Raw genomic sequence first — 23,301 nt, 5'->3', positions numbered from 1 at the left:
GAAAACTTCATCATTCAAGTGTGGGAGGGGGCTTGCTCCCGATAGCGTTCTGCGATCACTTAAGCCGGAATAGCCTTGGCCTTCGGTTCACGCTCCCACACCCGATGCTGGGCAATCGCGGCAAAAAACGCCTTGAATACTTTTGCATCCGCTCCCACGATCAACCCCGCATCCACCTCAAGCTTGAGCAGCTCCAACAAGGGTTTGGCATCACCGGCAACGGCAATCGCCTTCAGGTGCTTGTACGCTTCCAACAGGTAGTGCAACGCCACGCCATCCCCGCTCAGCGCCTTGATCGACTCCTTACCGCCCGGAACAAACACCGCATCAAACGCAATGGACGGCATGCCCTCCATCGACGCATCTACCGCCAGGCTCTTACCATCAGCGGTCTTCACCGGTGCTGAAGTCGGCCCCAGCAACTTGGCGTGCGCACCTTCGGCTTCCAGCGCTGCCTTCAACGCCGCAATCGCCGCACCATCCACACCGTTAGCCGCCAGAATCGCGACTTTGCGCGTTTTGATATCGCCCGACAGCAGGTTCACCTGGCTCAAGGCCGGCGACACTTTCAACGACGCCTTACGTGGCGGCACCGTACCTTTGGTCGGCGCCGGCAAGCCCAGGTTCTGTGCAACGCGCTTGGCCAGTTCCAGGTCGATATTGGCCAGGATCTCATTCACCTGGCGAGCACGGATGAACTCGCGCTCCACCTTGCCCAACTCGAAGCTGTAGGCCGCGATGATGTGCTCTTTCTCGTGATGACTCATGCTGTTGAAAAACAGCGTGGCTTGCGAGAAGTGATCACCAAACGACTCGCTGCGCTCACGCACCTTGTTGGCGTCGACGCGCTCGTAATAGCTTTCGAAACCACCATTCTCGGCAGCCGGAGGCGTTTCTTTCGGCCAACCTCCGTCAATCGAATTCGGTTCGTATGCGGCACGCCCCTTGTCGATCACCGTACGGTGTTGGGCATCGCGCTGGCCGTTATGGAAAGGCACGACCGGACGATTGATCGGCAATTCGTGAAAGTTCGGGCCACCGAGTCGGCTGATCTGAGTATCCGTGTAAGAAAACAGACGGCCTTGCAGCAACGGATCATTGGTGAAGTCGATACCCGGCACGATATGGCCTGGGCAAAAGGCGACCTGCTCGACTTCGGCAAAGAAGTTGTCCGGGTTGCGGTTGAGCACCATCTTGCCCAGCGGTGTCACCGGCACCAGTTCTTCGGGGATGATCTTGGTCGGGTCGAGCAGGTCGAAGTCGAACTTGTGCTCATCCTCTTCGGCTACGATTTGCACGCCCAACTCCCACTCAGGGTAGTCGCCACTTTCAATCGCTTCCCAAAGGTCACGACGGTGGTAATCGGTATCTTTACCGGCAAGCTTTTGCGCCTCGTCCCACACCAGCGAGCAGGTGCCGACTTTCGGGTGCCAGTGGAACTTCACAAAGCTCGACTGACCTTCGGTGTTGATCATGCGGAAGGTGTGAACGCCAAACCCCTGCATGGCGCGCAGGCTTTTTGGGATGGCGCGGTCGGACATGGCCCACAGCACCATGTGCGCCGACTCCGGCTGCAGCGAAACGAAATCCCAGAACGTATCGTGAGCCGAACCACCGGTAGGAATCTCGTTGTGCGGCTCAGGCTTCACCGCGTGTACGAAGTCAGGAAACTTGATGGCGTCCTGTATGAAAAATACCGGCATGTTGTTGCCAACCAAATCGAAGTTGCCTTCGTCGGTAAAGAACTTCACGGCGAAGCCGCGCACATCGCGCACGGTGTCGCCCGAACCCCGAGGGCCTTGCACGGTGGAGAAGCGCACAAATACCGGGGTTTTATGCTCAGGATTGCGCAAAAACCCGGCCTTGCTCAGCGCCGAGTGGTTCTCATAAGTCTGGAAATAACCATGGGCCGCGGTACCCCGGGCATGCACGATGCGCTCCGGGATGCGTTCATGGTCAAAATGCGTGATCTTTTCACGCATGATGAAGTCTTCCAGCAACGAGGGGCCACGGGCGCCAACTTTCAGGGTGTTCTGGTTGTCAGCAATCTTCACACCCTGGTTGGTGCGCAGGGCCTGGCCGGTAGCATCGGAGCGAAACTCCTCCAGCGCTTGCAGCTTGGCGTTGGTATTGCCACGGTCCAGGGTGTCGGTCCCCGCAAGTTCACTCTTTGGCGGGGTGACTGGCTTTTTAGTACTCATCGGGCAAAAACTCCTTCTTAAGTGGCCAGAGCGATCCCCGGCTCTTCTAGAACAACCCCCAGGCACGGCACCTGGGGATTTCGAATTGCCTAAGTAGTGACTGATCCCTTTATGCACCGTTCCTTTTTTATGACCTTTGATCGCGTTATTGCCAAATCGCTGGTTGAATGCGAAATAAATGCTAAGAAACGCTATACGGACAGGCTAAAATGCGCGCCCGGCTAACCGCTGCTCCCTTTTCCATGCGCCCCACAAGGTTCGCTACGTGATCGAGTTTCATAACGTCCATAAAACCTACCGCGTCGCCGGTAAGGAAATCCCCGCCCTGCACCCCACCAGCCTGCGCGTCGAAAACGGCCAGGTATTCGGCCTGATTGGCCACTCCGGGGCGGGTAAAAGCACACTGCTGCGCCTGATCAACCGCCTGGAGCAACCCAGCGGCGGCCGAATTACTGTCGACGGTGAAGAAGTCACCGCCCTGGACGCCAACGGCCTGCGTCGTTTCCGCCAGCAAGTCGGGATGATCTTCCAGCACTTCAACCTGCTGGCCTCCAAGACCGTCGCCGACAACGTGGCGTTGCCGCTGACCCTGGCCGGCGAATTGTCACGCAAGGACATCGACCTGCGCGTGGCCGAGCTGCTCGCCCGCGTCGGCCTGTCGGACCACGCCAGGAAGTACCCGGCGCAGTTGTCCGGCGGCCAGAAGCAACGCGTCGGCATCGCCCGTGCCCTGGCGACCAAGCCGAAAATCCTGCTGTGCGACGAAGCCACCAGTGCCCTCGACCCACAGACCACCGCTTCGGTGCTGCAACTGCTGGCCGAGATCAACCGCGAGCTGAAGCTGACCATCGTGCTGATCACCCATGAAATGGACGTGATCCGCCGCGTTTGCGACCAAGTAGCCGTGATGGACGCCGGTGTGATCGTCGAGCAAGGCTCGGTCGCCGAAGTGTTCCTGCACCCTCAGCACCCGACCACCAAGCGTTTCGTGCAGGAAGCCGATCAGATCGATGAAAGCGAGCAACGGGATGACTTTGCCCATGTACCGGGTCGAATCATTCGCCTGACGTTCCAGGGCGAAGCGACCTACGCGCCGCTGCTGGGCACCGTCGCTCGTGAAACCGGTGTGGACTACAGCATCCTGGCCGGTCGTATCGACCGCATCAAAGATATTCCCTACGGCCAACTGACCCTCGCCGTTACCGGCGGGGACATGGAAGCCGCTTTCGCCCGCTTTACTGCGGCAGACGTCCACATGGAGGTTCTGCGCTAATGGAAGTCCTGTTGAGTTTCTTCGCCAATATCGACTGGTCCGAAATCTGGCTCGCCACCGGCGACACCATGACCATGCTCTTCGGCTCGCTGTTCTTCACCGTACTGCTCGGCCTGCCGCTGGGCGTGCTGCTGTTCCTGTGCAGCCCGCGCCAACTGTTCGAACAGAAGGGCCTGTACGCGTTGCTGTCGCTGATCGTGAACATCCTGCGCTCGTTGCCGTTCATCATCCTGCTGATCGTGATGATCCCGTTCACGGTCCTGATCACCGGCACTTCGCTGGGTGTGGCCGGCGCGATTCCGCCACTGGTGGTAGGTGCTACGCCGTTCTTCGCACGCCTGGTGGAAACCGCCTTGCGTGAAGTGGACCGCGGCATCATCGAAGCCACCCAATCCATGGGCGCCAGCACCCGCCAGATCATCACCAACGCGTTGCTGCCCGAAGCACGCCCCGGCATTTTCGCGGCAATTACGGTGACAGCAATTACACTGGTTTCCTACACCGCCATGGCCGGCGTGGTCGGCGCCGGTGGTTTGGGTGACCTGGCGATCCGCTTCGGCTACCAGCGTTTCCAGACCGATGTGATGGTGGTCACCGTGGTGCTGCTGTTGATCCTGGTGCAAATTCTGCAAACCGTCGGCGACAAGCTGGTGGTGCACTTTTCTCGAAAATAACGGCCATTGCCGGCCCTGCCGGCACATGCCCGAACAAGGAGCTTGCTGGATGAAAAAACTACTGGTTGCTTTCGCCGCCGTTGCCGCGTTTTCCGCCCATGCTGCCGAGACCCTCACGGTCGCCGCATCGCCGGTGCCACACGCAGAGATCCTCGAATTCGTGAAGCCGGCCCTGGCCAAGGAAGGCGTGGACCTGAACGTCAAGGTCTTCACCGACTATGTACAGCCGAACGTACAAGTGGCTGAAAAGCGCCTGGATGCCAACTTCTTCCAGCACCAGCCGTACCTGGACGAGTTCAACAAGGCCAAGGGCACTCACCTGGTGAGCGTCGGCGCGGTGCACCTGGAACCCCTGGGCGCCTACTCCAGCAAGTACAAAAAGCTGGAAGACCTGCCGGACGGTGCCAACGTGGTAATCCCGAACGACGCCACCAACGGCGGCCGCGCACTGTTGCTGCTGGCCAAGCACAACCTGATCACCCTGAAGGACCCGGCCAACATCCTGTCGACCATCAAGGACATCACCGCCAACCCCAAGCACCTGAAATTCCGCGAACTGGAAGCCGCCACCTTGCCGCGCGTGCTGACCCAGGTCGACCTGGCGCTGATCAACACCAACTACGCCCTGGAAGCCAAGCTGGACCCTTCCAAGGATGCGCTGGTGATCGAAGGCAACGACTCGCCTTACGTGAACATCCTGGTGACCCGTGAAGACAACAAGGATTCGGATGCGGTGAAGAAGCTGGTGGCAGCCCTGCACACGCCTGAAGTAAAAGCGTTCATTCTGGAGAAGTACAAGGGCGCGATTCTGCCGGCGTTCTGATCCAACCTAGTGATCGTTCCCACGCTCCGCGTGGGAAAGCAGCCCGGGACGCTCTGCGTCCCGCTTCATTTGCGCTGTAGCAAAACCGGCAACTGCGCCACCAGCTTCTGGTTGTTCAACGGCGCGCGAATAAACCCACGCTGCGTTCCATCCGGCCCGATCAGCGCCAGGTTGCCGCTGTGGTCGACGGTGTAGTTCGGCTTGCTGGTATCAGCCGGAATGAACGGAATGCTCACGGCATTCGAAACCTTCTGCACCTCCTCGACATTCGCGCCGGTCAGGCCTTGGAACTGCGGGTCGAAATAGCCCAGGTACTGTTTGAGCTGGGTCGGCGTATCGCGGTTCGGGTCGACACTGACCAGGATCACCTGCAGCTTGTCCAGCGCCTCCTTGGGCAGTTCGCTCTTGATCTGACGCAGCTGCGCAAGCGTCGTCGGGCAGATGTCCGGGCAGAAGGTGTAGCCGAAGAACAGCAGGCTCCACTTGCCTTTCAATTCGTTGACCAGCACGGGCTGGCCGTCCTGATTGGTCATGGTCACCGGCGGCAACTGGCGACTCTGGGGCAGCAAGATGATGCCGGCGTCGATCAGCGCGGTAGGATCACCCTGACCCTTGCCCGAAAGCACTTTATTGACGGTCAGGCCCATGATCAACGCGACGATGGCCACCAGGATAAACACGGTTTTTTGAGTTCGGGTCATAGGTTCAACAGTAAGTAGTGGTCTACGAGCAGGGCGATAAACAGCAAAAACAGGTACCCGATAGAGTACTTGAAGGTGCTGATCGCCGCGTGCGGCTTGCTGCCACGGTACAGCACCCAGGCCCATTGCAGAAAGCGCCCACCCAATACCAGCGCACAGGCCAGGTACAGCAGGCCGCTCATGTGAATCACATACGGCATCAAGCTCACCGCCAGCAAGGCGAAGGTATAGAGCAAGATATGCACCTTGGTGTAATGCTCGCCGTGAGTAACCGGCAGCATCGGGATATCGGCCTTGGCGTATTCCTCCTTGCGGTGAATGGCCAGGGCCCAGAAGTGTGGCGGGGTCCAGGCGAAGATAATCAACACCAGCAACAACGGCTCGGCGCTGACGTGCCCGGTGACGGCAACCCAGCCCAGCAGCGGCGGAGCCGCACCGGCCAGGCCGCCGATAACAATGTTTTGCGGGGTCGCACGCTTGAGAAAACCGGTGTAGATCACCGCGTAACCGAGCAACGAGGCCAACGTCAGCCACGCCGCCAGTGGGTTGGTAAACACCAACAACAGAACCAGGCCCGCAACCGCCAGAAACAATGCAAAGGCCAACGCGGCCACTGGAGAGACCCGCCCCTCGGCTAATGGCCTTTTATGGGTGCGCGCCATCACCGCATCGATCCGTCGATCCACCACATGATTGACCGCCGCCGCGCCACCGGCACACAGGGCAATGCCCAGGTTACCGAACACCAGCACCGTCCATGGCACGCCCGCCCGGGTGGCGAGGAACATGCCCACCAGAGACGTGATGAGCATCAGCACTACCACTTTAGGCTTGGTCAGCTCCAGGTAGTCACGCCAGATCGCCTGATCGTGACGTGCGCCGATCAAGGCCGCCATGGCATTTCTCCCTTGAGCGTAATGAGGCCCGACACCTGTTTGCGCGCAATGAAGCGCCAACCGAACGGCAACTGATTGCGCACCTGGACCAGGCTGGTACGCGCGTGGTAATTGACCAGCACCAGCGTCAGCAACAACGCCGCGCCCCCCGCGTTATGCGCGACGGCCACCGGCAGCGGCAGATGGAAATACACATTGCTCAGGCCCAGGCCGATTTGCGCCGCCAGGGCGATCAGCAGCAAGCCCGCCAGCCGGGTCATACCCACGGCGCGCAACTGCCAGGCCAGGCCGAATAACACCACCGTGACGATAACCGCGCCGATACGGTGGGTCAGGTGGATGGCCGTGCGCGCATCGCTATCAAGCTGCCCGCCCAGGTAGTTGGGACCGATGTGCTGGGTCAGGTGAAAACCATTGGCAAAGTCCGCCGCCGGCCACCACTGGCCGTGGCACGTCGGCAGGTCGATACAGGCCACCGCCGCATAGTTGGAACTGACCCAGCCGCCCAGCGCAATCTGCCCTATCACCAGCACCAACCCTGCCGTTGCCCAATATTGCAGGCGCTTGGGCACGATCAACGCGGGCAACACGCCGGACAAGCGCAGGGTCAGCAGGAACAGCAGGCTCAGGGTCGCAAAGCCGCCCAGCAGATGGCCGGTGACCACCTGCGGCCACAGCTTCAATGTCACTGTCCACATACCGAATGCCGCTTGGGCGAACACCACCGTCAGCAAGAACAGCGGCAATTTTACCGGCTGGCCGGGGTCACGCCGATGGCTCCACGAACGCGCCGCCAACAGCACGATCAGCACGCCCAAGGTGCCGGCAAAGTAGCGATGAGTCATTTCGGCCCAGCCTTTGTCCGCCTCCACCGGCGAGTCGGGAAAATGCAGCTCGGCATGGGCCAACTGGGCTTCGGTCTTGGGCACGCTGATAAAGCCGTAGCAACCGGGCCAGTCCGGGCAACCCAGGCCGGCGTGGGTCAGGCGGGTGTAGGCACCCAACAGCACGACCAGCAGCGCCAGCAAGGTGGCAAACAACGCGAGGCGAAATCCAGGTTTGGCCATGACGATGCCCTTATCCGATGTTCGACAGTTTCAGCAGCAGGCGCAGGTCGTTGAGCAGGTCCTTGCCCTTGACCTTGGCGTCGTAGCGCAACACCAGGTTGCCGTGAGGATCGACGATCCACAGTTGCGCCTCACCCGGTGCGGCAGCGTCTTTGGTGAAGGTCGACAGGTCCAGCGCGTAGCGCTGCAGTTGCGGGTACTCGGCCTTGAGCCTGGCCTCGTACTCAGCGCTCACCGGCTGGGCACTGGCCAGTGCGTGGCTGGCCCGGGAAGCATCGCGGCCCAGGCTGATTTGCAGCTGGCGCGCCAGGTACACCAGTTGCCGGCAATCGTCGGCGCAGGGGGCGGGCGCGGTGACCAGCAGTTGCCAGCGCTCTTCATCCGCCTGCACGCCGATGTCGGCGCGGGTCTGGCCGTTGCCGATCATTTCACCGTGGTAGCTGCGACTGTCCGGCACCCAGAACTGCAACTTGTACATGAAGGTGGCCAGCACCATTGGCCCGATGACCATCATCAGGATCAACATCAGCTGCCAGCGGCCTTTGCGCCGGGCAGGGGCCTCAGACATGCTGGGTGGATTCATGGCCGCTCCCATGGGACTTCTCCTTCTTGTTGTGCCATCCGAGGTAGAGGTAAAGCGCCAGCAACGCCAGTGCCATGGCGAACCACTGCACGGCATATCCCAAGTGTTTTTCCGGGCCCATGGCGACCACCGCCCAGGTGGTGTCGTACGTACCAGGGCCGGGCTCGGCGCGCAGCTCGTAGGCGAACCCGCTACGGCCCAACTCGGCCCACAACGCGGCGGGGTGCAGGGCGGTGAGCAGGCGCGGCCATTGCCGAGTTGCCGGGTCGGCCTGCAACTGGAAGGTTTCGCCAGGGGCGACGTACACCCAGGCGTCCAGATTCACAGGGGGTTCAGGTGTGGTGAAGACCGGTGGCGTGCGCCGGTCCGGCCAGGGCAGCCAGCCACGATTGAGCAGCAACCACAGGCCGCTGGCCTGGTCGTGAAACGGCTGCAGCAGTTCCACCCCCGCACGGCCGTCGCGCATGCGGTTGTCGAGCAGCACGCTATGTTCGCCGTCGAACTGACCACGCAAGCGCACGCGGTGGAAGGCGGGATCGGCCATGTCACCGAGTTGCGCGCCGCTGATCGGGTCGGCCACGCGCCGCTCGGCGTAACGGTCCACCAGCAGCTGTTTTTCATGGCCGCGAGCCAACTGCCAGAACCCCAGGCCCACCATCAACGGCAGCAGCACCAGCACCACCAACGTGGGAGCGATACCGGGGCGAAAGCGCGCGATAGCACTGGCTATAATGGTTTTCATCGCCCCTCCCTATAAACGCCCTGGAGCCAGACCATGCTCAAAGCCGCCATTGCCCTGATGCTGATAGCGACTGTCGTGAGCCTATTCAGCGGCTTGTTCTTTCTGGTCAAGGACGAGGGCCACTCCAACCGCCTCGTCACTGCTCTGACCGTGCGTGTCGTCCTGGCCGCAATCACCGTGGGCTTGATCGCCTGGGGCTTTTTCAGCGGCCAGCTGGTTTCTCATGCGCCGTGGTAAGGCGCCTCACAGCACATAAACGAAGAAAAACAGGCCGATCCACACCACATCCACGAAATGCCAATACCAACTGGCCGCCTCGAAGCCGAACTGGTGCTCGGCATTGAAATGCCCACGCAAGATGCGCATCAGCATCACAAACAGAATCAGGGTGCCGATGGTCACGTGAGCGCCATGGAAGCCTGTGAGCATGAAGAAGGTTGCTCCATACACCCCCGAACCCAGGGTCAGGCCCAGCTCCTTATAGGCGTGCATGTACTCCTCGGCCTGGAAGCCCAGGAACGCCCAACCCAGTAGCACGGTGAGCGCCAGCCATAATTTCAGCGCGCCACGATGACCTTTACGCAACGCGTGATGGGCAATGGTGATGGTCACGCTGGAGCTGACCAGCAAGATCGTGTTCACCAGCGGCAAGCCCCAAGGACTGATGGTGCCTTCCGGCGGCGGGAAGAGTTTCGGGTCCGGGTTGTTGAGCAGCGGCCAGGTGAATTCGAAATTCGGCCACAACATGTGCGCGATGCCTTTATGACCTTCACCGCCCAGCCATGGGCCGGACATGTGCCGTACATAAAACAGCGCACCGAAGAACGCGATGAAGAACATCACCTCGGAGAAGATGAACCAGGTCATGCCCCAGCGAAACGAACGGTCCATCTGCGGGCTGTACAAACCGGCGCGACTTTCCTTGATCACCGCGCCGAACCAGCCGAACAGCATGTAGGCCAGCAGCAGGCCACCGACGAAAAAGATCCACGGCCCGTGGGATTCCGGACGCGCCGCCTTCAGGTCGTTGAACCACACGCCCAGGCCGTACACCGTGGTCAACATGCCAAACGTGGCAATTATGGGCCATTTGCTTTGCGCTGGTACGTAGTACGTATCATGAGACGACATGTATTCGCTCTCCTGATTGAGGGGGCAAACAGTAGCTAGCCGCCGCTGCGGACGGCCACCGGCGGCTGGCGCGCAGTGATGTCAAACAGCGTGTACGCCAGGGTCAGATGCTTTACATCCTTGGGCATCGCCCGGTCGACGATGAAGCGCACCGGCATCTCGATACGCTCACCTGGCTGGAGCACCTGCTGGGTAAAGCAAAAGCATTCGGTCTTATGGAAATACATCGCCGCTTCGGCCGGCGAAATGCTCGGCACCGCCTGGGCCGTCATGGCTTTGTCGGTGGGGTTGTAGGCCACGAACAGCATCTCGGTGACCGCTCCAGGGTTGACCACCACCTCGTCAGCCTTGGAGTGAAACTCCCAGACCATATCGATCGCGTTGGTGGACAAGAACTGCACACGCACCTGGCGCGTCGGATCGACCACCTGCTCGCCCTCGTACTGCCCGGCGGTCTTGCCGTTGATGCCGAACGCCTTGCACATCACGTCGTAGATCGGCACCAGGGCGAAGCCGAAAGCGAACATCGCCACCACCAGGATCAGCAGTCGCGTGACGAGGCGCTTGATGGGTATGGACTCAAGCATGGTGCACACCCAATGTGGGAGGCGAGTTGCTCCCGATAGCCGTATCACTGCAAATGATAGTGTCGACTGGCACACCGCCATCGGGAGCAAGCCCCCTCCCACAGGGAGCCGGTTCGCCATACAGAAGGGGGTTCATTTGACCTCCGGCGGCGTGGTGAAGGTGTGGTACGGCGCGGGTGAGGGGATACTCCACTCCAGGCCCTCGGCCCCGTCCCACGGCTTGGCCGGCGCAGGGGGGCCGCCGCGGATGCACTTGATCACGATGAACAGGAAGAAGATCTGCGTGGCGCCAAACATGAATGCACCGATGGACGACACCATGTTGAAATCGGCGAACTGCAGGTTGTAGTCCGGCACCCGGCGCGGCATGCCGGCCAGCCCGACGAAGTGCATCGGGAAAAACGCCATGTTCATGCCCACGAAGGACAGCCAGAAGTGCAGCTTGCCCAGGGTTTCGTCATACATGTGACCGGTCCATTTCGGCAGCCAGTAATAGGCCGAAGCGAAGATGCCGAAGATCGCCCCAGGCACCAGTACGTAATGGAAGTGCGCCACCACAAAGTAAGTGTCGTGGTACTGGAAATCCGCCGGAGCGATTGCCAGCATCAGCCCGGAAAAACCGCCGATGGTGAATAGAATCACGAAGGCCACGGCGAACAGCATCGGCGTCTCGAAGGTCAGCGAGCCTTGCCACATGGTGCTGACCCAGTTGAACACCTTCACCCCTGTCGGCACCGCGATCAGCAGCGTGGCGTACATGAAGAACAACTCGCCCACCAACGGAATGCCGACCACGAACATGTGGTGCGCCCACACGATGAACGACAGGAACGCAATGCTCGCCGTGGCGTACACCATCGAGGTGTAGCCGAACAGCGGCTTGCGCGAGAAGGTCGGGATGATCGAGCTGACGGCGCCGAAGGCCGGCAGGATCATGATGTACACCTCGGGGTGGCCGAAGAACCAGAACACATGCTGGAACAGCACCGGATCACCACCACCAGCGGCGCTGAAGAAGCTGGTGCCGAAGTGGATGTCCATCAGCATCATGGTCACGCAACCGGCCAGTACCGGCATCACCGCGATCAACAGGAACGCCGTGATCAGCCAGGTCCAGACGAACAGCGGCATCTTCATCAGCGTCATGCCCGGCGCGCGCAGGTTGAGGATGGTGGCGACCACGTTGATCGCGCCCATGATCGAACTGACGCCCATGAGGTGGATGGCGAAAATAAAGAACGTCACGCTTTCCGGCGCGTAGGTGGTGGAGAGCGGGGCGTAGAAGGTCCAGCCGAAGTTCGGCCCGCCGCCCGGGGTGAACAGGGTCGAGACCAGCAGCAGGAACGCCGCCGGCAGCAACCAGAAGCTGAAGTTGTTCATGCGCGGCAGGGCCATGTCCGGCGCGCCGATCATCAGCGGGATCATCCAGTTGGCCAGGCCGACGAAGGCCGGCATCACGGCGCCGAACACCATGATCAAGCCATGCATGGTGGTCATCTGATTGAAGAACGCCGGCTGCACAATCTGCAGGCCCGGCTGGAACAACTCGGCACGGATCACCATGGCGAACGAGCCGCCAAGCAGGAACATGGTGAAGGCAAACCACAGGTACAGGGTGCCGATGTCTTTGTGGTTGGTGGTCAGCACCCAGCGCATCAGGCCCTTGGCGGGGCCGTGGGCATGGTCGGTATGACCATGGTCGATCACAGTGCTCATGGCCGTTCTCCTGCACGCGAGTGGGCGGATGGGTTCAAGGCATACGCAGTGAAGGCAGTCATTGGCTTTGCGCCTGTTTCAGAGCCAGCACGTCTTTGGGCGTGACCATGTCGCCTTTGTTATTGCCCCAGGCGTTGCGTTCGTAGGTCACCACGGCGGCGATATCCACTTCCGATAGCTGCTTGCCAAACGCAGCCATGGCGGTACCGGGCTTGCCGAAGTAGACGCGGTGCAGGTGGTCTTCCTTCGGCCCGGTGGCGATCGGCGAGCCTTTGAGTGCCGGGAACATCGGCGGCAAGCCCTGGCCTTCGGCCTGGTGACAGGCTACGCACGTGGTGTGGTAGATCTTGTCGCCACGGGCCACCAGTTCGTCGAGCGTCCACTCTTTGGAGGTCAGTTCCTGCAGTTTGGCCGCTTCTGCTTTGCGTTCGCCAAGCCAGGTGTCGTAGTCGGCCTTGGATTTGACATCGACCACGATCGGCATGAAGCCGTGGTCCTTACCGCACAGCTCGGCGCACTGGCCACGGTAGATGCCGGGCTTCTCGATACGGGTCCAGGCCTCGTTGACGAAGCCGGGGATGGCATCGCGCTTGACCGCAAAGGCCGGCACCCACCAGGAGTGGATCACGTCGGCAGCCGTCACCAGAAAGCGCACCTTGGCCCCCACTGGCAGCACCAGCGGTTGATCGACTTCCAACAGGTAATGCTCGCCCTTGGTGGCCTGGTTATGAATCTGCTCGGCGGGCGTGGCCAGGTTACTGAAGAACTCCACATCCTGGCCCAGGTATTTGTAGTGCCACTTCCACTGATAGCCGGTGACCTGGATATCGATATCCGACTCACTGCTGTCATAGATGTTGATCAGGGTCTTGGTCGCCGGAATGGCCATGGCCACCAGGATCAGGAAGGGCACCACGGTCCAGAGAATCTCCACGGTCGTGCTTTCGTGGAACTTCGCCGCCACCTGGCCTGTAGAGCGACGGTGCAGGATCATCGACCAGAACATCGCGCCAAACACGACGATGCCGATCACCACACAAATCCAGAAAATGGTCATGTGCAGGTCGAACACGGCGTGACTGACTTCAGTCGCCCCTGGCGCCATATTCGTTGTCCAGGCGGCGTGTGCCTGGCCGAATACCGACCACAACAGGAGGCCCATCCAAACATGTGGATGTCGCGTCATTGCGGGTTCCCCTTTATGTTTCTTGTTATCCCGCCGGTTTGCACCTGCGGCGAAGGGAGCGGCTTCCATACTGCTTACAACCGCCAAGCCTTGCCTGCTTCATGCAGTTGGGCGTCATCAGCTAATTGCGTACAAACCCGAGTATAGACAGCACCTGCAACCCCGCAATGTGTAGGGGCAAATCAACAAAAATCGACGGGCGGAGCTAATAAAACAGGGGGCGCAAACGTTTATCCGACGCGAGATGGCAATTCGATATAACCGCTGTGCATAACCATGAAATAATTATGACAAATGCATCTTAGGTGCTCGTATAAACGAGCTACCTTATCCTCTCCCTTTTCCTACGCCTGTTTCACTGGAGTTTTCATGAACACCGCCGCATTGCGCGAGCAGATTTCCCGTGCCCATCAACACGAAGCCACTACGGGCCAGCTTGCCCAGCAGCTGGAAAAACAATTGCCGCACCTGCATTCGGCCATCGCCCTCACTGACGGTGATCGCAACATTGTCATGACTCGCTTCGTGACGGCCTACATCGACCTCGTTCCCGATTTGCTGGAAGCCGCCAATGACGTGGCTCGCGAAGCCGGCATTGAAAGCCAGATCAAGCCGGTGCTGAAGATCGCCGAGCACTTCTTCCTGCAGCCCCCTGCAATACTGGCAGGGCACGAGGGCCTCGACGGCCTGCTGGACGAAGCCTACCTGGCCCATCGCCTGGTGGAAGAGGTCAACGATCTGTATATCAAGCACTTCGGCCAACCGCTGATTCCAACCGATACCACCGTGGCCAATTTGATTGCTCACCAATTGATCGGCGAGCAATTCGCCAATCAGCTGGATGAGGCGGTGCATCTGGCGGTAGATGAAATGCTCAACGAAGAGAACTTTGCGCTGGAGTCGGTGGAGGCCTATCGCGAGACACTCAAGAGCCCGGATACGGAAGCGGCGTGGAAACGCTGGCCGTGCCTGTCGCGGCAGCTGGGGGTGGAGTTGTCGCTGGATCAGCCTGCCTGAATTTTCCGGCCTGCAAAGATCAAGTGTGGGAGGGGCTGGCCCCCTCCCACAGTTTCCGGCTGAATCAGCTAGTAGAAGGCGCCGACCCGATCCCCACGGTGGTACGCACCCGACCTTCCAAACGTCGTTTCAACCCACGCGCCTCGATCACCAGCGTAGACCCCTTGGCCGCATTCGCCCGGCCCCATTCTTCCAGCAACTCCAGGCAGGAATGGTCGATATAACTCAGGTTGTTCAGCGGCACATGCACGGTAGTCCCCGCCGGCACCGTCGACAGCACCTGGGTCAGTACCGGCACCTTCAAGAAGGTCGCCGCACCCGTCAGGCGCAACTCCATCTCGCCCTCTTGCGGCAGGTCGATCAGGCTCACCTTCAAGCGTGACGCCTTGAACGCCAGCTTCACCAACGTGAGCCCGAAGCCCACCAGCACGCCCGTCAGCAGATCGGTGAAGATGATCGCCAACGCCGTCGCGGCATAGGTGAACATCGGCATGCGCCCATAGCGTCCCAGCGCCTTGAACGCCTTGATGTCCACCAGTTTGATCCCGGTATACACCAACACACCCGCCAGACTCGCCACCGGAATACTTTGCAGTACGCTCGACAGCAGCAAGACGAAAGCCAACAGCCACAAACCGTGGAACATGGCCGACATGCGGGTAGTGGCGCCGGCTTGCACGTTGGCCGAACTGCGTACGATCACACCCGTCATCGGCAACGCGCCGACCAGGCCACACAGCATGTTGCCCACGCCTTGAGCCGACAACTCCTTATCGAAATCGGAGCGCTGGCCGCTGTGCATCCGATCGACCGCCGCTGCAGAGAGCAAGGTCTCTGCGCTGGCAATAAACGCCACGGCAAACGCGGCGATCAACAACTGTGGGTCGGCCAGGTTCAGCAGATCGCTGGGGCGCAGCCAGTCGATGGCATCGGCAAGGTTTTCCGGCACTTGCACGCGCTTGACCTGCAAGGCCAGCACCAGGCTGACAACGGTCGTCAGCCCCACACCCAATAGGGCACCGGGAACGAAACGCAGGCTTTGCGGGCGCAATTTATCCCACCCATACATCACCAACATCGTCGACAAGCCGAGCAGGCCGGCCTGCCAACCAAGGCCACCGCCAAGGGTCGGCATCGCCTCGCCCAGCGCAGCCGGAAAGCCCGCCAGGTTCGCCAGCCCCGAGGGCTGGGGCGCGCCGTCGAGCATCACGTGAATCTGCGACAGCACGATCAGTACGCCGATCCCCGCCAACATGCCGTACACCACCGCCGGCGCCGTCACGCGGAACCAGCAACCCAGGCGCAAGCGGCCCGCCACCAGTTGCAGAAACCCCGCCAGCAGCAAGATCGGTCCCAGCATCAACATGCCGTGCTGGCGTACCAGTTCAAATACCAACACCGCCAACCCCGCCGCCGGGCCACTGACCTGCAACGGCGAGCCCGCCAACCAACCGACCACCAGGCCACCGATGATCCCGGTGATCAGCCCCTTGGCCGGCGGCATGCCGGAAGCGATCGCAATGCCCATGCACAGGGGCAGGGCAACCAGAAACACAACCACGGAAGCTAGCAGCTCCCGTGGCAGTACAGCTTTCAATTGAGCAGCACGCATGATGACTCTCCCGAGGCATTCGCCGGGCGCGGCAAAGCCTGGCTGCATCCATGGCAGCCACCGCTCTACCCGGCAGGGAAGTGTTTTAGAAGCGCGCTTTAGGCGTCGCGGAAGGAATCGGCTCGGTGCCGTTCAACGGTCGAAATGCCGCTGTTTCCGCATCGTAGGCCCGAATTTCGCTGGTCTCGATGTTGTAGATCCAGCCATGGATGAACAAGTGACCATTGGCCATGCGCGAAGCCACGGACGGGTGGGTGCGCAAATGTTGCAGTTGGGCGATGACGTTTTCTTCGGTCACCAACTTCATGCTCTCGCCTTCAGTGGCGCAGTCGCAGTTGTCATGGACCATGGTCTTGGCGACCTCGGCATGACGCAACCAGGCTTTGACCGTCGGCATCTTTTCCAGCGTGTGCGGGTTGAGTACCGCACGCATGGCGCCGCAATCGGAATGCCCGCACACAATGATGTGCTGCACACCCAGGGCGAGTACCGCGTACTCGATCGCGGTGGAAACACCCCCGTTCATCTGGCCGTAGGGCGGCACTACGTTGCCGACGTTACGGGTCACGAACAGGTCGCCAGGGGAGCTCTGGGTGATCAGTTCGGGCACGATGCGCGAGTCGGCGCAGGTAATGAACATCGCCCGTGGGCTCTGGGCCGTGGCGAGTTTCTTGAAAAGCTCTTCCTGCTGCGGGAAGACGTCGTGATGGAAATGCAAAAAGCCGTCAACGATATGCTTTAGCGCTGCATCGGCGGATTCCGCCACCTGAGGGGCTGAAGCCGACGCAGCCAACGGCTGTTTATCCTTGTCACTCATGATTCATCCTCTTGATTAATGCAGGGGGAGTATTCAGGTCAGATCGACGCCAGCCAGTAAAATTCCTACAGCGGCGAAGCAGACTTATCAGTCACTCGCGGAACAAGGTAACCATCGAAACTTAACTCAAACTGAATGAACCGCTCTAGATCGCGGGTTTCAGTGATATCAAAACGCGACTATTCCTACAGAAACAGTGCGACATTCCTAGGCAGTTTACAGCAATGCCATTTGTCTGCCCGGTGGGCAGAACGCTGTGCAGTCCAGGTTGAAGCCTTCCCGACGGTTCAGCCCCAGCCGCTTGATCGCCTTGCTGAAGCGCTGCGCCAGCAAATCGGCAAACGGCCCTTCGCCGCGCATGCGCACGCCGAAACGGCTGTCGTACACCTCGCCACCCCGCACCTGGCGCACCAGGCTCATCACATGGGCCGCACGCTGCGGGTAATGCGCCGCCAGCCACTCCTCGAACAGCGGCGCCACTTCCAGCGGCAGGCGCAGCATCATGTATGCCGCGCTTTGCGCGCCGGCCGCGTGAGCTTCAGTGAGCAGGCTTTCGAGTTCGCTGTCGTTGATCATGGGGATCATCGGCGAACACAGCACGCCCACCGGGATGCCCGCCTCACGCATCACCCGAATCGCCCGCAACCGCGCCTTGGGCGCCGCCGTGCGCGGCTCCAGGATGCGCTTGAGTTCGTCGTCCAGGCTGGTGAGGCTGATCATCACCGCCACCAGACGCTGGCGGGCCAGCTCGGCCAGCAGGTCAAGGTCGCGCAATATCAGCGAGCCTTTGGTGATGATCGTCACCGGGTGCCGGTAGCGCAGGAGTACTTCGAGAGTTTGCCGGGTGATCTTGTACTCACGTTCGACAGGCTGGTACGGGTCGGTGTTGGACCCAAGGTTGATCGGCGCGCAGACATAGCCGGGCTTGGACAACTGTTGCTCCAGCACATCGGCGGCATTGGTCTTGGCGATCAGCCGGGTTTCGAAATCCAGCCCTGGCGACATGTCCCAATAGGCATGACTGGGCCGTGCATAGCAGTAGATACAGCCATGCTCGCAGCCGCGATAGGGGTTGATCGAACGATCAAACGGCAAGTCCGGCGAGTTGTTGCGGGTGATGATGGACTTGGCCGTTTCGATACGCACTTCGGTGCCTTGGGTCGGCGGGACCTCCTGAAACCAGCCGTCGTCCTCGGCCACGCTGACGGTAGGCGCAAAGCGGTTGTGCAGGTTAGTGGCCGTGCCCCGGCCACGGGGCGGCAGCGCAGTAGACATGAAAACGCCTCGGTACTGTTTTTATATACAGTATCGAGGCGCAAGGTTTCTGACCAGTGCCGTTTGGCGGCCAGTGCGGATCAGTGCTTGTTCGTCACTTGCCCAAGGTCATCGCCGGAGGTAGTGCGCATATCACTCTTGCGCAGGTCTGCCACATCGCTGGCCTTCACGGGGGCCCCCTTGTTACCCCAGCTGCCGCGAACGAAACTGACCACATCCGCCACTTCCTGGTCCGATAGACGCCAGGCGAAAGCGGGCATGGTGAAGGTCGACGGTGCGGTGTGGGTCGCCGGCAAGGTACCGCCATTCAACACGATGTTGATCAACGACGTGGCATCCGTCGTCTGCAGTACCGGGTTACCCGCCAACGCCGGGAACACCCGCGTATAACCATGGCCGTCCGTGCGATGGCAGGCCGCGCAATTGTCGATGTAGACCGACGCGCCCGGCTTGCTGTCATCGCCTTTCCACAATGCCTCAGCCACCTGTTTGTCGTACTGGTGCGGCTGATCCTGCGGATCGACCGCCGGCAGGCTCTTGAGGTAACGGGCGATCGCCGTCAGGTCATCTTCCGACATGTACTGCATGCTGTGGACTACAACGTCGCTCATGCCACCAAACACGGCGCTGCGATCACTGCGGCCGGTCTTGAGGAATTGCACCAGCTGCGCTTCGCTCCAACTGCCAAGGCCGTCCTTGTGGTCGCCACGCAGGCTTTTCGCGATCCAGCCTTCCAGTGGCGCACTGCCGGACAGGAACGCGTTGCCGTCAGTCGCACTCAGGGCTTTTTCCTGCATGGTCAAGGCACGCGGTGTATGGCAAGCGCCGCAATGGCCCAGGCCTTCTACCAGGTAAGCGCCACGGCTGATTACCGGGTCGGCCGCAGCCTGGGCCGGTTGCGCCTGAACAGCCGGGGCAAACATCCAGCGCCACGCCGCCAAGGGCCAGCGCATGCTCAAGGGCCAGGGAATCTCGCTGTCCTTGTTCGCTTGGGCGACCGGCTCGACACTCTTCATGAAATACGCGTACAACGCCTGCATGTCGCTGTCGCTGACGCGTGCATAAGACGGGTAGGGCATCGCCGGGTAAAGCGTACTACCGTTCTTGGCGACGCCATGGCGCACGGCCTTGTCGAAGTCTTCGAAGCTGTAGTCGCCCAGGCCCGTCTTGTCCGGCGTGATGTTGGTGGAATAGATCACGCCGATCGGGGTTTCCATCGGCAGGCCACCGGCAAAGGGCTTGCCGCCCTTGGCGGTGTGACAGGCCACGCAGTCGCCGGCGCGGGCCAGGTATTCGCCCTGTTTGATCAAATCGGTTTCAGCCGCACTGACCGAGCAACTGCTGAATAACCCCAGTGAGGCCGCCAAAGAGGCGATAACGAATGCTTTCATGCTCATCGCTCCTTATGCCTGTACCAGCGGGCCGGGGTTTTTCAGGTACTGCTCGCGGATCGCCCGCGCCGACCAATAGGTCAACGCCGCCACCAGGCCGGTAGGGTTGTAGCCCAAGCCTTGTGGGAACGCGGAAGCCCCCGGGACAAACACGTTGTGCACATCCCAACTCTGCAGATAGCGGTTCAACGCACTGGTCTTCGGGTTGGTGCCCATGATCGCGCCGCCGTTGAGGTGGGTAGTCTGGTAGGACGCCGTGTTGAAGTGCTCCCCGACCTTTTTACCGAGTACGGCAATGGCTTTGGGGTTCATCGCTTCGGCGACCTTGCCCATTTTCTCGATCATGAATCGGTTCATCTTGATGTCGTTTTCCTGCCAGTCGAACGTCATCCGCAGCAGCGGTTGGCCGTACGCATCGCGGTACACCGGGTCCAGGTCCAGGTAGTTACCCCGGTAGGATTGATGAGCGCCGTGGGCGTCCATCGATACTTGGTGGGTGTAGTAATCCGCAGTGGCGCGTTTCCAGGCACTGCCCCAGGCCGGGGTGCCCGGTGGGTTGGAGGTACCGGCAATCGGCCGGCTACCCGCCTGGTTGACCCACATCGGCGAGCCGCCAACAAAGCCGTGTGGCCCATGGTCGAAGTTGTCCGCGTTGAAGTCGTCGATGGCCACGCCATTGCCGCCCGCACCGATGAAGTTGTTGGTGTGGGTGTCCTTGTCGAAGAAGGCTTTGATGGTGCCCATGTTCTGGTAGGCGAAGTTCCTGCCCACCACGCCCTCATTGGTAATCGGGTCGTAGGGTTTGCCGATTCCCGACAGGAGCAGCAAGCGCACGTTATGGAACTGGAAGGCACCGAGGATCACCAGATCCGCCGGCTGCTCGCACTCCCGGCCCTGGGCGTCGATGTAGCTTACGCCGGTGGCTTTTTTCCCGGTGCTGTCGAGGTTGACCTTGAGCACGTGGGAATTGGGCCGCAGCTCGAAATTCGGCACTTGGCGCAGAGCCGGCAGGATGTTTACGTTCGGCGAGGCCTTGGAGTACATGTAGCACACGTAACCGCTGCAGAAACCGCAGAAGTTGCACGGCCCCATCTGCGCGCCGTAGGGGTTGGTGTACGGCCCCGACGTATTGGCCGATGGCAGGTTGTAAGGCTTGTAACCGACCTCGGTAGCGGCTTTCTGAAACAGCTGAGCGGAAACGGTATTTTTTTGCGCCTCCAACGGGAACGGGTTGGAGCGGTCCGGCGCATACGGGTTGCCGCCACGGCCTTCACCCACCAACTGGCCTTTGACGGTCCAGGCCTGGCCGGAGGTGCCGAAGACTTTTTCCGCGTAGTCGAAAAACGGCTCCAGTTCTTCATAGCTGACGCCGAAGTCCTGGATGGTCATGTCTTTGGGAATGAAATTCTTGCCGTAGCGCTCTTCATAGTGGCTGCGCATGCGCAGCTCGATCGGGTCGACGCGAAAATGCACCCCCGACCAGTGCAAACCCGCACCACCTACGCCATTGCCCGGCAGGAACGCACCCAGCTGACGGTTAGGCAGGGCGACATCATTCACACTGTGGCGAATGGTCACCGTCTCCTTGGAGATGTCCTGAAAGAGTTTTTTACGCACGCTGTAGGTCAGTTCGTCGATGACCTGGGGATAGTTGCCGTCCGGGTAAGTGTCCTGCATCGGGCCGCGCTCCAGCGCTACCACGTTGAGGCCGGCCTCCGTCAGCTCCTTGGCCATGATCGCGCCGGTCCAGCCAAAGCCTACGATCACCGCATCCACTTTCTTCATGATGGTCGCCACGTTTATGCCCTCTCGCCGCGGATGGAAACAGCCGGGAAGGGGTATTGCTCGTTGCGTTCCACCCAATCCATGAAATCGGCGCGGGCGCCGGGGAAGCCGATCATGGTCCAGCCGACCATACCTTTGTTGCCCCCGTGGATCGGGTCGCAAAAGAAACCTTCCTTGGTGTTTTGCAGCAGCAGGTTGAAGAACATCTTCGCCGGCACCGCTTCAAAATGTGCACTCACTTCACTACCGCCCACCTCAAGACGACGCAGCATGTCATCCTGGGTAGCGCTGTCTTGCGCAGCAAAAACTTTACCGTTGAACGCTTTCGACCATGCATCCGTCGCGGCGATACCCAGGCGGTAGATCTCCTTGGGCACCAATTTGCTCTGCCAGCCCATCTCGGGAGCTGCATCGGCATTGAACGGGCCTTGCATGAACCACAGCGCGCCACTGGCGTAAGGCGTGTTCATCTGACGGTCGATATATTCCGGGGCTCCCGCTTCCAATGCGCCAGGGCCCTGGGCATCGGCGGGAATCAGTCGGGCGACGGCAGCGTTGATAAACGCCCATTCTTCAGCGGTGAAATAACTCGGCTCGTAGGCTTTATCGCTCGCAGGCACCTTGGCCGGTGCCGCCTGGGCAGGCTCCGGCGTGGCCATCAGCATTGAACCGCCAAGGCTGGTGCTGGCAACCGTGACCACCGGGATCAAGGTCAAGGATTTGCGCAAAAAGTCGCGCCGCGGGTTGTCTTGATCTTGATCAGACATGGGGGCACCTCATCATGGGGTCACGGGTTTATCCGCCACTTCTGGGAGCAGCGTGAAGGCATGGATTCACAGGCATGAAACATCCTGGCAACCAATAGTTACAAATGATAGCAGCCTAAGGATTTGGAATAGTCAACTGAGCTGCAAAAAAACAGCAGATCAGTACCGACTGTTCACAATTCTTTGACGAGGGCCTCACGCCCTGTTGACCGCCTGTAGGCGAATCTGTGGCCCATCAGCCATTTCCCTATTCGGTTACATAGCGCATGTTCAAGATTCGATTGCTGCCCGCCTTCGGCCTGGTGTTCATGGCACTGTTCGCAAGCGTTCACGCTCAAGCCGAGGATGCCCCGTCGACGCGCTCGCCGGAATGGGCCCAGCCCGTGGGCGACCAATTCAACCTGCACCAGATGACGCCTACGCTCTATCGCAGCGCGTTGCCGGACAGCAGTGCAGTACCTGTGCTGGAAAAACTCAAGATAGGTACGGTCATCAATTTCCTGCCGGAATCGGACGCCAGCTGGCTGAAATCGACGGATATCAAACAGGTTCAACTGACCTATCGCACCAACCATGTCGACGACACCGACGTGCTCGCGGCCCTGCGCGCCATTCAGCAGGCCCAGGCCAACGGCCCGGTGTTGATGCACTGCAAACACGGCTCTGACCGCACCGGCCTGATGGCAGCGATGTATCGCGTGGTCGTGCAGGGGTGGAGCAAGGAAGAGGCGCTGAACGAAATGACCCTGGGTGGCTTCGGCACCAGCAATGGCTTCAAGGACGGCGTTCGCTACATGATGAAAGCCGATATCGACAAATTGCGCACCGCCTTGGCCAATGGCGATTGCAGCACCAGCGCCTTCGCCCTGTGCTCGATGAAAAGCTGGATTACCACGTCGCAAAGCGACGAGAAAAAGCTCTGACTACACGCCATTGAGCCGCAAAAAAAAGCGGGCTGTAGAACACATGATCTGTAGTGAGCGGGCTTGTCCCGCGCTGGGTGGCGCAGCCGCCCCAAACCCAGGCACCTTGGTCCCCTGAAATACCGCGGCGTCTT

Annotated in this window: 22 protein-coding genes; 6 read left to right on the top strand and 16 right to left on the bottom strand. The window is 60.4% G+C overall.

Features of this window, described 5'->3' with window-relative positions; translation table 11 throughout:
• Positions 1 to 59: 59 nt before the first annotated feature.
• On the bottom strand, positions 60 to 2,201 hold the full coding sequence (katE, locus tag C9383_RS09890) for a catalase HPII (protein WP_090367719.1): 2,142 nt from the start codon (positions 2,199 to 2,201) through the stop codon (positions 60 to 62).
• Positions 2,202 to 2,466: 265 nt separating this feature from the next.
• Here katE and C9383_RS09885 point away from each other — a divergent pair, with 265 nt between their 5' ends.
• Genes C9383_RS09885 through C9383_RS09875 form a run of 3 tightly spaced genes read left to right on the top strand, consistent with a single transcriptional unit; the run spans position 2,467 to position 4,971 of the window.
• Positions 2,467 to 3,474 (top strand): methionine ABC transporter ATP-binding protein, encoded by a 1,008-nt coding sequence (locus C9383_RS09885; protein WP_060756500.1) that lies wholly within the window; start codon positions 2,467 to 2,469, stop codon positions 3,472 to 3,474.
• Positions 3,474 to 4,148 (top strand): methionine ABC transporter permease, encoded by a 675-nt coding sequence (locus tag C9383_RS09880; protein WP_060756501.1) that lies wholly within the window; start codon positions 3,474 to 3,476, stop codon positions 4,146 to 4,148. Before C9383_RS09885 ends, C9383_RS09880 begins: the two co-directional genes overlap by 1 nt.
• A 49-nt stretch (positions 4,149 to 4,197) precedes the next feature.
• On the top strand, positions 4,198 to 4,971 hold the full coding sequence (locus C9383_RS09875) for a MetQ/NlpA family ABC transporter substrate-binding protein (RefSeq protein WP_090367721.1): 774 nt from the start codon (positions 4,198 to 4,200) through the stop codon (positions 4,969 to 4,971).
• A gap of 65 nt (positions 4,972 to 5,036) precedes the next feature.
• Here the strand turns inward: C9383_RS09875 and C9383_RS09870 are convergent, their stop codons facing one another.
• From C9383_RS09870 to C9383_RS09850, 5 genes are read right to left on the bottom strand one after another with little or no spacing between them, the layout of a single operon-like run.
• Positions 5,037 to 5,672, bottom strand: a complete 636-nt coding sequence (locus C9383_RS09870; protein WP_090367723.1) for an SCO family protein — start codon at positions 5,670 to 5,672, stop codon at positions 5,037 to 5,039.
• Positions 5,669 to 6,568 carry a heme o synthase gene (cyoE, locus tag C9383_RS09865; protein ID WP_090367725.1) on the bottom strand — a complete coding sequence of 300 codons (900 nt, stop codon included), beginning with the start codon at positions 6,566 to 6,568 and terminating at the stop codon, positions 5,669 to 5,671. Before cyoE ends, C9383_RS09870 begins: the two co-directional genes overlap by 4 nt.
• Entirely contained in the window at positions 6,556 to 7,635 is a 1,080-nt protein-coding gene (locus C9383_RS09860; protein WP_090367727.1) for a COX15/CtaA family protein, read from the bottom strand. The genes cyoE and C9383_RS09860 overlap by 13 nt, the downstream gene beginning before the upstream one ends.
• A gap of 10 nt (positions 7,636 to 7,645) precedes the next feature.
• Positions 7,646 to 8,230, bottom strand: coding sequence for a hypothetical protein (locus tag C9383_RS09855; protein ID WP_060756506.1), 585 nt, complete (start codon positions 8,228 to 8,230; stop codon positions 7,646 to 7,648).
• Positions 8,196 to 8,960, bottom strand: a complete 765-nt coding sequence (locus C9383_RS09850; protein WP_090367730.1) for an SURF1 family protein — start codon at positions 8,958 to 8,960, stop codon at positions 8,196 to 8,198. The genes C9383_RS09855 and C9383_RS09850 overlap by 35 nt, the downstream gene beginning before the upstream one ends.
• A gap of 33 nt (positions 8,961 to 8,993) precedes the next feature.
• On the opposite strand from C9383_RS09850, the gene C9383_RS09845 reads away from it, so the two are divergent.
• Entirely contained in the window at positions 8,994 to 9,197 is a 204-nt protein-coding gene (locus C9383_RS09845; protein WP_060756508.1) for a twin transmembrane helix small protein, read from the top strand.
• A gap of 6 nt (positions 9,198 to 9,203) precedes the next feature.
• Here C9383_RS09845 and C9383_RS09840 read toward each other — a convergent pair whose 3' ends face one another.
• The 4 genes from C9383_RS09840 to coxB all read right to left on the bottom strand — a co-directional run bounded on the left by C9383_RS09840 (position 9,204) and on the right by coxB (position 13,580).
• Positions 9,204 to 10,091 (bottom strand): cytochrome c oxidase subunit 3, encoded by an 888-nt coding sequence (locus C9383_RS09840; protein WP_060756509.1) that lies wholly within the window; start codon positions 10,089 to 10,091, stop codon positions 9,204 to 9,206.
• A gap of 35 nt (positions 10,092 to 10,126) precedes the next feature.
• On the bottom strand, positions 10,127 to 10,678 hold the full coding sequence (locus C9383_RS09835) for a cytochrome c oxidase assembly protein (RefSeq protein WP_090367731.1): 552 nt from the start codon (positions 10,676 to 10,678) through the stop codon (positions 10,127 to 10,129).
• A 132-nt stretch (positions 10,679 to 10,810) separates the two neighbouring features.
• The gene (gene ctaD / locus C9383_RS09830; RefSeq protein ID WP_090367733.1) at positions 10,811 to 12,394 is read right to left on the bottom strand and encodes a cytochrome c oxidase subunit I; all 1,584 of its coding nucleotides are present in this window, start codon (positions 12,392 to 12,394) and stop codon (positions 10,811 to 10,813) included.
• A 58-nt stretch (positions 12,395 to 12,452) separates the two neighbouring features.
• Positions 12,453 to 13,580 (bottom strand): cytochrome c oxidase subunit II, encoded by a 1,128-nt coding sequence (gene coxB / locus C9383_RS09825; RefSeq protein ID WP_060756512.1) that lies wholly within the window; start codon positions 13,578 to 13,580, stop codon positions 12,453 to 12,455.
• A gap of 369 nt (positions 13,581 to 13,949) precedes the next feature.
• Here coxB and C9383_RS09820 point away from each other — a divergent pair, with 369 nt between their 5' ends.
• Complete coding sequence (locus C9383_RS09820; RefSeq protein ID WP_060756513.1) at positions 13,950 to 14,597, top strand: hypothetical protein; 648 nt, start codon at positions 13,950 to 13,952, stop codon at positions 14,595 to 14,597.
• 64 nt (positions 14,598 to 14,661) lie between these two features.
• Here C9383_RS09820 and C9383_RS09815 read toward each other — a convergent pair whose 3' ends face one another.
• The 6 genes from C9383_RS09815 to C9383_RS09790 form a co-directional block, all read right to left on the bottom strand.
• Positions 14,662 to 16,209, bottom strand: coding sequence for a SulP family inorganic anion transporter (locus C9383_RS09815; RefSeq protein WP_090367735.1), 1,548 nt, complete (start codon positions 16,207 to 16,209; stop codon positions 14,662 to 14,664).
• Positions 16,210 to 16,294: 85 nt separating this feature from the next.
• The gene (locus C9383_RS09810) at positions 16,295 to 17,026 is read right to left on the bottom strand and encodes a carbonic anhydrase (RefSeq protein ID WP_060756515.1); all 732 of its coding nucleotides are present in this window, start codon (positions 17,024 to 17,026) and stop codon (positions 16,295 to 16,297) included.
• Between the two features lie 216 nt (positions 17,027 to 17,242).
• Entirely contained in the window at positions 17,243 to 18,301 is a 1,059-nt protein-coding gene (locus tag C9383_RS09805; protein ID WP_060756516.1) for a PA0069 family radical SAM protein, read from the bottom strand.
• An 80-nt stretch (positions 18,302 to 18,381) separates the two neighbouring features.
• Entirely contained in the window at positions 18,382 to 19,692 is a 1,311-nt protein-coding gene (locus C9383_RS09800; RefSeq protein WP_090367737.1) for a cytochrome c, read from the bottom strand.
• Between the two features lie 12 nt (positions 19,693 to 19,704).
• Positions 19,705 to 21,489, bottom strand: coding sequence for a GMC family oxidoreductase (locus C9383_RS09795; protein WP_090367739.1), 1,785 nt, complete (start codon positions 21,487 to 21,489; stop codon positions 19,705 to 19,707).
• A 2-nt stretch (positions 21,490 to 21,491) separates the two neighbouring features.
• Positions 21,492 to 22,244 carry a gluconate 2-dehydrogenase subunit 3 family protein gene (locus tag C9383_RS09790; RefSeq protein WP_060756519.1) on the bottom strand — a complete coding sequence of 251 codons (753 nt, stop codon included), beginning with the start codon at positions 22,242 to 22,244 and terminating at the stop codon, positions 21,492 to 21,494.
• A gap of 266 nt (positions 22,245 to 22,510) precedes the next feature.
• On the opposite strand from C9383_RS09790, the gene C9383_RS09785 reads away from it, so the two are divergent.
• Complete coding sequence (locus tag C9383_RS09785) at positions 22,511 to 23,167, top strand: dual specificity protein phosphatase family protein (protein WP_090367741.1); 657 nt, start codon at positions 22,511 to 22,513, stop codon at positions 23,165 to 23,167.
• The last annotated feature ends 134 nt before the right edge of the window (positions 23,168 to 23,301 follow it).

Origin of the sequence: Pseudomonas palleroniana (assembly GCF_003031675.1) — a bacterium.
Lineage (GTDB): Bacteria > Pseudomonadota > Gammaproteobacteria > Pseudomonadales > Pseudomonadaceae > Aquipseudomonas > Aquipseudomonas palleroniana.
Note: the sequence above shows the minus strand (reverse complement) of the source record. Positions and strands in the feature narration are given on the sequence as shown.